The sequence below is a fragment of the Myroides odoratimimus genome (assembly GCF_030326305.1).
GTDB lineage: Bacteria > Bacteroidota > Bacteroidia > Flavobacteriales > Flavobacteriaceae > Flavobacterium > Flavobacterium odoratimimum_A.
In genome coordinates, this window is sequence record NZ_JACAKB010000032.1 from 21,464 (window position 1) to 32,524 (window position 11,061).

The 11,061-nt window shown below is 31.4% G+C and carries 3 protein-coding genes and 1 pseudogene; all 4 read left to right on the forward strand.

Annotated features, from left to right (window positions below; all coding sequences use genetic code 11):
- Positions 1–185 precede the first annotated feature (185 nt).
- On the forward strand, positions 186–1,502 hold the full coding sequence (locus HX049_RS16035; RefSeq protein ID WP_286417112.1) for a gliding motility-associated C-terminal domain-containing protein: 1,317 nt from the start codon (positions 186–188) through the stop codon (positions 1,500–1,502).
- Between the two features lie 311 nt (positions 1,503–1,813).
- Entirely contained in the window at positions 1,814–7,030 is a 5,217-nt protein-coding gene (locus HX049_RS16040) for a beta strand repeat-containing protein (RefSeq protein WP_286417113.1), read from the forward strand.
- Between the two features lie 110 nt (positions 7,031–7,140).
- The gene (locus tag HX049_RS16045; protein WP_286417115.1) at positions 7,141–9,441 is read left to right on the forward strand and encodes a hypothetical protein; all 2,301 of its coding nucleotides are present in this window, start codon (positions 7,141–7,143) and stop codon (positions 9,439–9,441) included.
- A 604-nt stretch (positions 9,442–10,045) separates the two neighbouring features.
- Positions 10,046–11,061: pseudogene (locus HX049_RS16050) on the forward strand (hypothetical protein); the annotation flags it as partial.

The window sequence follows — 11,061 nt, forward strand, 5'->3', positions numbered from 1 at the left end:
TAGGTATTGTTTTGGTTTTGTGTTTTTTTATTTATAATTATATATTAATTAGATTAATTTTAAAATTAATATTTAGTAATGTTAATTATATGTAATTTTATACTTTTAATTGACGTTGTATTTTTTTAAAATATAAACTCAAATAAAGTATGGAAAAGAGTTTAAAAAAGTAAAAAAAGAAGTGTATGAATCAAAACTATTTAAAGTTAATTATTCTGTTGTTTTGTAGTGTTTATGAGTTGACTTATGCTCAGGAAGAAGGTGATAAAACACAATTAATTAATAAAGGGGTGATTTCTGTTTATCCAGAGACTATTATGTCCACACAGTTTGATTTTGTTAATACCACAGAAGGAAATGTTATAAATGATGGGGCTATGTATTTCTATAAAGATTTTACCAATGATGGACGTTATGGAATTACATCTGTTGAGAAAAACTCTTCAGCCTATTTTATTTTAAATGATCTCACAAAGGCTAAATTGATTAAGGGTAGAGGCTTGTCTTCTTTCTATAATATTGTATTTGATAGTAAATTAGATGGAGTTGCCTTTGATTTAAAAAACAACATTGATATTCAAGGAGAGGCTTTCTTTAAAAATGGTATTGTAAAAGTAGATAATTCTACAAAATCTAATAGTCCTTTATCTTTAGGAATGGTTAGTTTTTTACCTAATTCAAAACATAAAAACGTAGGAGATCATAGTTTTATTGATGGAGAAGTAGAGAAAATTGGAAAGGAATACTTTGAGTATCCTATAGGGCAAGAAGGTTATTATCGTCCTGCAAGTATTAGTGCTCCTGATAATAATAAATCTATTGTTTTGGGACAGTATTATAAAGATGATCTTTTGTTTTTTGATAAACGTAAAGAGACTACAGGTGTAATTAAAGAATTAAACACTAATGAATATTGGAAAATTCTTGGGAAGTCATCAGGTGAGAATACTGTTATTCTGACTTTGACTTGGGATGAACGTACAACACCTAGCTCTATTTTGAAAGATCCAGAAAATGAATTGCATATTGTTCGTTGGGATGATAAAGAACAATTATGGATAGATGAAGGTGGAGTAGTGGATATGTCTTCTAAAAAAGTTACTACACCTACCAATATTAAAGATTACGGTTTTTTCACATTAGCAACTATAAAAAAAGATATTTTGTTAGATGGTGATGTGGTTATTTACAATTTGGTTACACCAAATGGAGATGGAAAGAATGATTATTTTATTATTGATAATATCAATAGACATCCAAATAATCGAGTGCAAATATTTAACCGTTGGGGAGTAAAAGTATATGAAACTACTGGATACGATCCAAATGGAGATGGAAGTATAAATGTATTTAGAGGTTATTCAGATGGGCGTGTAACCATTGGTAAGAATGAAAAATTACCAAGTGGAACTTATTACTATGTAATAATTTATGAGTATAAGGATAAAAACGGAAGTCGTATGATAAAGAAAGCTGCAAATTTACATTTAGAGTTAGATTAAATCAGAGTTATAAGAAAACAATGAATTTAAGTTTGTTGAAAAAAAGGATTATAGGCGAGATTTATTGACAGTAGTATACTAAGAAAAGGTGAGTTAAGTATTCTGAAAGATTTTTATTCAATATAATACGAAAAAAATAGTATCGATATTTTTTAACTCTTTTATCTATTAGGTATTTATGTCATTTTACAAAGAAATTTAAAGAAATAAAAACAAGTAGATATTACTTTGAAAACAAGGGAAATGTTCTAATATCTAGAGACCTAAAATTAGGTCTTGGCACTTAATAATATAATAAAATAGCTAGTTATATGAAAAAAAAATGGATTTTACTCAGTGTTTTTTGCACTAGTGCAATAAGTTATGCTCAGGTTGGAATTGGAACGGCAACCCCTAATCTATCGGCTCAGCTTGAGATATCTTCTGATAAAAGAGGTATGTTAATTCCACAAGTACCGTTGAAAAGTCTTAAGGATAATACAACAATAAGTAATGGAAATGTTGAGAGTTTATTGGTTTATAATATTACAAATAATGAGCAATTAAAACCAGGTTATTACTATTGGAAAAAGGATAGCTGGACTCGTTTGCTAACAGAGCATGATGATTTATCTATAGATAGATTAAATAGTAGATTTGTTGTTGAAGATAAAGTATTAGTATTATATGATACAAGAGGACATTATGTGACAATTGATATAGATAAACTAAATATACTTACTACTTTAGTTAAAGATGCAGCAGGTAACGGCAAGTATACGTATAAAAACGAGGCAGGGACAGAATTTGTAATTGATGTTCAAGCGGATGTAATTAGCAACTTTGAGACTATTATCAACAACACTGATGTTCAAGAGGTTTTAAATAAGATCATTAAAACAGTAGGCGGAAATGTTTACTACGATGGCAATTCTTTTACATATGTAAATAAAGATGGCGATACTGTTAGTTTGAATATCTCAGCTGTAGTAAAGGCCAATGAGACTATAACTACTTTAGTTAAAGATGCAGCAGGTAACGGCAAGTACACATATACTAATGAGGCAGGAACAACAGCTTTAATTGATGTTCAAGGGGATGTAATTAGCAACTTTGAGACTATTATCAACAACACTGATGTTCAAGAGGTTTTAAATAAGATCATTAAAACAGTAGGCGGAAATGTTTACTATGATGGCAGTTCTTTTACATATGTAAATGAAGATGGCGATACTGTTAGTTTGAATATCTCAGCTGTAGTAAAGGCCAATGAGACTATAACTACTTTAGTAAAAGATGCAGCAGGTAACGGCAAGTACACATATACTAATGAGGCAGGAACAACAGCTTTAATTGATGTTCAAGCGGATGTAATTAGCAACTTTGAGACTATTATCAACAACAAAGATGTTCAAGAGGTTTTAAATAAGATCATTAAAACAGTAGGCGGAAATGTTTACTACGATGGCAATTCTTTTACATATGTAAATGAAGATGGCGATACTGTTAGTTTGAATATCTCAGCTGTAGTTAAAGCCAATGAGACTATAACTACTTTAGTTAAGGATGCAGCAGGTAACGGCAAGTATACGTATAAAAACGAGGCAGGGACAGAATTTGTAATTGATGTTCAAGCGGATGTAATTAGCAACTTTGAGACTATTATCAACAACACCGATGTTCAAGAGGTTTTAAATAAGATCATTAAAACAGTAGGCGGAAATGTTTACTACGATGGCAATTCTTTTACATATGTAAATAAAGATGGCGATACTGTTAGTTTGAATATCTCAGCTGTAGTAAAGGCCAATGAGACTATAACTACTTTAGTTAAAGATGCAGCAGGTAACGGCAAGTACACATATACTAATGAGGCAGGAACAACAGCTTTAATTGATGTTCAAGCGGATGTAATTAGCAACTTTGAGACTATTATCAACAACAAAGATGTTCAAGAGGTTTTAAATAAGATCATTAAAACAGTAGGCGGAAATGTTTACTACGATGGCAATTCTTTTACATATGTAAATAAAGATGGCGATACTGTTAGTTTGAATATCTCAGCTGTAGTAAAGGCCAATGAGACTATAACTACTTTAGTAAAAGATGCAGCAGGTAACGGCAAGTACACATATACTAATGAGGCAGGAACAACAGCTTTAATTGATGTTCAAGGGGATGTAATTAGCAACTTTGAGACTATTATCAACAACACTGATGTTCAAGAGGTTTTAAATAAGATCATCAAAACAGTAGGCGGAAATGTTTACTACGATGGCAATTCTTTTACATATGTAAATAAAGATGGCGATACTGTTAGTTTGAATATCTCAGCTGTAGTAAAGGCCAATGAGACTATAACTACTTTAGTTAAAGATGCAGCAGGTAACGGCAAGTACACATATACTAATGAGGCAGGAGCAACAGCTTTAATTGATGTTCAAGGGGATGTAATTAGCAACTTTGAGACTATTATCAACAACAAAGATGTTCAAGAGGTTTTAAATAAGATCATTAAAACAGTAGGCGGAAATGTTTACTACGATGGCAGTTCTTTTACATATGTAAATGAAGATGGCGATACTGTTAGTTTGAATATCTCAGCTGTAGTAAAGGCCAATGAGACTATAACTACTTTAGTTAAAGATGCAGCAGGTAACGGCAAGTACACATATACTAATGAGGCAGGAGCAACAGCTTTAATTGATGTTCAAGGGGATGTAATTAGCAACTTTGAGACTATTATCAACAACAAAGATGTTCAAGAGGTTTTAAATAAGATCATTAAAACAGTAGGCGGAAATGTTTACTATGATGGCAATTCTTTTACATATGTAAATGAAGATGGCGATACTGTTAGTTTGAATATCTCAGCTGTAGTAAAGGCCAATGAGACTATAACTACTTTAGTTAAAGATGCAGCAGGTAACGGCAAGTACACATATACTAATGAGGCAGGAACAACAGCTTTAATTGATGTTCAAGGGGATGTAATTAGCAACTTTGAGACTATTATCAACAACACTGATGTTCAAGAGGTTTTAAATAAGATCATTAAAACAGTAGGCGGAAATGTTTACTACGATGGCAATTCTTTTACATATGTAAATGAAGATGGCGATACTGTTAGTTTGAATATCTCAGCTGTAGTAAAGGCCAATGAGACTATAACTACTTTAGTAAAAGATGCAGCAGGTAACGGCAAGTACACATATACTAATGAGGCAGGAACAACAGCTTTAATTGATGTTCAAGGGGATGTAATTAGCAACTTTGAGACTATTATCAACAACACTGATGTTCAAGAGGTTTTAAATAAGATCATTAAAACAGTAGGCGGAAATGTTTACTATGATGGCAATTCTTTTACATATGTAAATGAAGATGGCGATACTGTTAGTTTGAATATCTCAGCTGTAGTAAAGGCCAATGAGACTATAACTACTTTAGTAAAAGATGCAGCAGGTAACGGCAAGTACACATATACTAATGAGGCAGGAACAACAGCTTTAATTGATGTTCAAGCGGATGTAATTAGCAACTTTGAGACTATTATCAACAACACCGATGTTCAAGAGGTTTTAAATAAGATCATTAAAACAGTAGGCGGAAATGTTTACTATGATGGCAGTTCTTTTACATATGTAAATGAAGATGGCGATACTGTTAGTTTGAATATCTCAGCTGTAGTTAAAGCCAATGAGACTATAACTACTTTAGTAAAAGATGCAGCAGGTAACGGCAAGTACACATATACTAATGAGGCAGGAACAACAGCTTTAATTGATGTTCAAGCGGATGTAATTAGCAACTTTGAGACTATTATCAACAACAAAGATGTTCAAGAGGTTTTAAATAAGATCATTAAAACAGTAGGCGGAAATGTTTACTATGATGGCAGTTCTTTTACATATGTAAATGAAGATGGCGATACTGTTAGTTTGAATATCTCAGCTGTAGTAAAGGCCAATGAGACTATAACTACTTTAGTAAAAGATGCAGCAGGTAACGGCAAGTACACATATACTAATGAGGCAGGAACAACAGCTTTAATTGATGTTCAAGGGGATGTAATTAGCAACTTTGAGACTATTATCAACAACACTGATGTTCAAGAGGTTTTAAATAAGATCATCAAAACAGTAGGCGGAAATGTTTACTACGATGGCAATTCTTTTACATATGTAAATGAAGATGGCGATACTGTTAGTTTGAATATCTCAGCTGTAGTAAAGGCCAATGAGACTATAACTACTTTAGTTAAAGATGCAGCAGGTAACGGCAAGTACACATATACTAATGAGGCAGGAGCAACAGCTTTAATTGATGTTCAAGCGGATGTAATTAGCAACTTTGAGACTATTATCAACAACACTGATGTTCAAGAGGTTTTAAATAAGATCATTAAAACAGTAGGCGGAAATGTTTACTATGATGGCAATTCTTTTACATATGTAAATGAAGATGGCGATACTGTTAGTTTGAATATCTCAGCTGTAGTTAAAGCCAATGAGACTATAACTACTTTAGTTAATGTTGATGATGTATTTACTTATACAAGTGAAAATAATACAACAACGAATATCAATATTCCAAGTCTAGTAAAAAGTCATGAAACTTTGACAACATTAGAAAATGTAAAAACACAAGAAACTGAAGAAAGTGGTGAAATTATTGACATTTATACATTAACATATAAAGATGAAAATGGGAATTTGAACCCTATTGATATCAAAGTATTGGTTAAGGGAAGCGAAACACTTACAACTTTAGTTTACGATCCTATAGCTCATGTTTTAACCTATACTAATGAAAAGGGAGAACAAACAAACTTAAAATTAACCGATTTAGTTGGAGATGGAGAGTCATTAACTAAGTTAGAGTTTGATGCAAATACAAATTCTCTATTGTATACTGATGAAAAACAAATTGTTCATACAATTGATTTAGAAACAATAAATAAACATCCTTGGTATGATTCTAAAACACATAAAGTAGCAACATCTAATACATCTGATATATATACAAGAGGTTGGGTAGGAATAGGTTTTACAGAACCTTCTGATGCACCAAATGAAAAATTGAGAGTCAATGGAAGTATAACAGCTGTTAATAGTTATTATGCTGATTATGTATTTGAAAACTATTTTGATGGTTATTCAAAACTTAAATATGATTATAAGTTTAAGGAATTAGATGTTATAGCGGAATTTATTGAGAAAAATCGTCATTTACCTGGTATAACTCCGATTCATGAACTAAAGAAAACAGAAGAAGGTTATGCAATTAATGTTTCTGAGCTTTCTATACAACTTTTAGAGAAAACAGAAGAGCTGTATTTGCATATGATTGAACAAAATAAAGAGTTAGAGCAGAAAGAAGCAAGGATAAAAGAGTTAGAGGCTTTAAATCTTGAAGTGTTAAAAAAGATTAATGTTTTAGAGGAAAAGGAAACTAAAATAAATGAATTAGAGATGATAAATGTGAAATTTTATCAAAAATTAGAACAATTAGAAAAGGAATTGTTGGATTTGAAAAATAAAAACTAAATTTTTAGATTATGAGTTATAATACCACTATATATAGAAATATGAAATATAAGCTTTCATTGTTATTGATATTTCTTTTTACAGCTTTTTCAAGTTTAGCTCAACCCCATATGACTAAAATTAAAGATGGGACAATATCAGGTACAAGTGCCACTCCTAATCCAGGGGTTGTATTAGAGTTAGAGAGTGTTAATAAAGGTTTTTTAGCCCCTCGTTTAACAACGCAACAAAGAGATGCAATAACTGTAGCGAATCGAACCGATGGTTTATTGATTTACAATAGAACAACAGGGTGTTTTAATTATTGGAGTACAGCTCAAGATACATGGTTGAGTTTATGTGGGACACCGCCACCGGCTGTATTTGAAGTAACACAATGTTCCTCAATAAAAGTAAATGGAAACTTTAAACAAGGAGAGTTTTTGAATTCTTCAAACTTTTTGACGATACCTGTAACAGTAACTCAAGCAGGAACTTATGAATTAACAGCCACAACAGAGAACGGATATTATTTTACAACTAGTGGAACATTTCCTAGTGTAGGTACATATAATCTTATTCTTCCTGGAATTGGTACTCCTAATAATGGTTATGACACAGGAAATCAAGGTGATAAATTAACTATTTTACTAAATAATGGACAGAGTAACTGTGAGACATTTATTTTTGTAGAAAGAGCTAATGTTAATTATAGTATACTATGTCCACAGACCTCTATTGAAGGAGTTTATATGATTGGACAAAGATTGACTAATACACATAAATTAGTTTTAAAAGTTAATGTTATTTCTGTTGGATATTGGAGTATAACAACCAATACAAGTAATGGTTATTCTTTTAGAGGAACTGGTAATTTTACAGAGACAGGAGAGCAGACCGTAGAGTTGTTAGGAACAGGAACACCTATTAGTTCAGGGACTAATTCGTTTACTTTTACAACCAATTCAGATCAGATGTCAGCTGCTTGTACAGTAGATGTTACAGTACAGCCAATTAAATATGGGGTTGATTGTTCCCAAGTAATTATAGCAGGAGTTTATAAGCAGGATGAGGCTGTGACTTCATTAAATACTGTAACTATTAAAGTAGATGTTCAAGCAACTGGTGAGACTAGTATAAGTACTAATACTGTTGCGGGAATTCATTTTACTTCTGGACCTTTATCTTTTGATAGTATTGGAGTAAGAGATGTTGTATTAACAGCAGTTGGTACACCAACTACTCCGGGAGATCATACTTTTACTTTAGAATCAGCTAATGGAATGATATCAGCTTGTTCTTTTAATGTAAAAGTAGATGCTCAACCAGTAGCCTATAATTTAATGTGTTCATCTATTAAAGTAGAGGGATCATATGCACCAAATATTGCAATGAATGCTGATAATAAAATGTTATTAAGTGTTAATGTTCAATATCCAGGTACTTATTCTATTTCTACCAATACGGTTAATGGCGTAACATTCTCTGCAAGTGGTACTTTTACAATAACAGGTACGCAAGAAGTTGTTTTAACCGCTACAGGAACTCCAGTTACGGGAGGAATTCATCGCTACACTATAACAACAAATAGTTCAGTAGGAGCGAATACGTGTAATAGAAATATTGAATATTTATATCGAAAAATGAATATTCTTGGTCTTGGAGGTGGTGCCTACCAACCTGCAACAGCAAGTGGATCTGAAGCATCAAGAGCAATTCCACAAGCTTTAGGTAATTTTGGGCCTAATGGAACTGTAAAGATGGAAGGTATAACGATTTTTAATGGAGGAACTGGACAAGGAAATACCTTAAAGAACAACATTAATAGTAATAAAATTGACATAGTTGTTATTGGATATAATTATCAACCTGATGCTAATTCTATAACTGTATTAGAAAATTTTGTAAAAAATAAAAAAGGAGTATTGATTCATTCACAAGAAAATGGCGCAACTTCTACAAGAGATTTGATAAATGCGATTGCTTTTTCAGCTAATACTGCAGCGTCAGGAACTGGACAAACTTATATAAATCCAATTTTAAATGTAGATGATCCAATTTTAAATGGACCATTTGGAGATGTAAGGGGGAAAAATACAGGAAGTGATGTAAATAACTCTTATTATGTTACAGGGTACTCAATTGAATTCCAAAGTTTTATTCACCAAGAAGGTAATACAACTCGTTCATGGTTTTTAAAGCATAATTCTCTAGGTTATGTATATATAGGCGATTCTGGATGGACAGCAGGAAGCGCGAGTAATAATTCAACTACAATCTGGCCAGCGGCTATAACATCAGGAGGTACGCCAATCTCTAAATCTTATAATGGAGGTGTAACTGTATTTAATAGTCTATTGTATGCCAATACATTGACCTGGGCAATTAAATATGCTCAAGAGAATACAAATGTAAATTACCAAATTCCTTAAAATTAAAAATGGAAAAAAAAGCTACTTAGTTTTAAACTAAGTAGCTTTTTAATTAATTAAAAAGTTTTAATCTAGGCCGAAGGGGCTATAGATAGTTAGGGCTTCTTATTAGCCTTGTTTTGTTGCTTTTTAGTAATTGAATAGTTTCATTTTGTCATATCTAATAGATAGTTTGTTAGCTATAAAAGATTCTCCGATATAGAAATATCTTAATATAATAATAAGTTTAATTCCAGTTATAGATAGTAATTCACTAAGCTTAATCCTAATAATAAAAGATTTGATAAGCTTTAAAAGTAATAATGCTTATGAGATAATTTTGTGTTAGAATTATTTCATATGTGTTTAGATGTACTCGACTAAATTACAAATCATTTAAAATGATTTGCTTAACTCTAGCTTTAGATTCTTGTTTAATCGTTAACTTTTTATTTAGGTATTAGTTTGGCATAATATTTGTGTTTTTTATAAAAAGGAAGTGTGTTTTTAGAATTATTAAGACTTAAAAAAGAATTTATTCTTGGTGTTAGTTTCTATAAGTATAATAAACTTTCTTGTTATTAAGATTTAGTTTGTAAAAAAGAATTATAAAATAGAATAATTTATGAAAAGAAAAGTACTACCTCTATCACTTCTATTTATGTCAAGTTTCGCAATGGCACAAGTAGGAATAGGTACAAGAACTCCGGATAAGTCTGCGATGCTTGAAGTGTTAGCTCCTATAGATGATTTAAAAGGAGTTTTGATACCAAGAATACCTTTAACAACATTAACGGATAATTCTTTTGTTAATAATGGAAACGTAACTAATAGTCTATTAGTTTTTAATACTACTGAAAATAAAGAGCTTAAACCGGGGTATTATTATTGGTTTAAGAATAGTTGGGTACGTATAATAACAGATCAAGACGATATTTATAGCAATGTTTTTAAAAATGAAGAACTTGCGGTAAATGACACTAATCAAACACTTTATTTAAAAGATTCTAATCAGAATATTGTATCTGTTCCATTAAAAGATATTAATATATTAACGGATTTAGTAAATCAAGGTAGTGGAAAGTACATATATACAGCAGAGGATGGTAGTCAAACCACTATCGATGTTGTAGGTGATGTTATTAATAATTTTGATGAGATAATTGAAAACAAAGAAGTTCAAGAGACTCTAAATCAATATTTCAACAATTCTCTTCCCTTAGGAAACGTAACCTATGTAGAGGAAAATGGAGTTTTTGTATTTAAATACTTAGACTCAAAAGGAGAGAATCAAGTAATTGATATTTCTGAAATTGTCAGATCATTTGAGACCGTAACCACTATTGTTCCATTACAAGACAATGGTGTTAATACAGGTCAGTATATCTATACAAACGAAGCGAATAGTAAGGTTACTATCGATGTTGTAGGCGATGTTATTAATAATTTTGATGAGATAATTGAAAACAAAGAAGTTCAAGAGACTCTAAATCAATATTTCAACAATGCTCTTCCCTTAGGAAACGTAACCTATGTAGAGGAAAATGGAGTTTTTGTATTTAAATACTTAGACTCAAAAGGAGAGAATCAAGTAATTGATATTTCTGAAATTGTCAGATCATTTGAGACCGTAACCACTAT

What these genes read in the sequence shown, in the direction of transcription:
- HX049_RS16040 (WP_286417113.1), top strand. Translation starts at nt 1,814, where the DNA reads ATGAAAAAAAAATGGATTTTACTCAGTGTTTTTTGCACTAGTGCAATA.
- HX049_RS16045 (WP_286417115.1), top strand. Translation starts at nt 7,141, where the DNA reads ATGACTAAAATTAAAGATGGGACAATATCAGGTACAAGTGCCACTCCT.
- HX049_RS16035 (WP_286417112.1), top strand. Translation starts at nt 186, where the DNA reads ATGAATCAAAACTATTTAAAGTTAATTATTCTGTTGTTTTGTAGTGTT.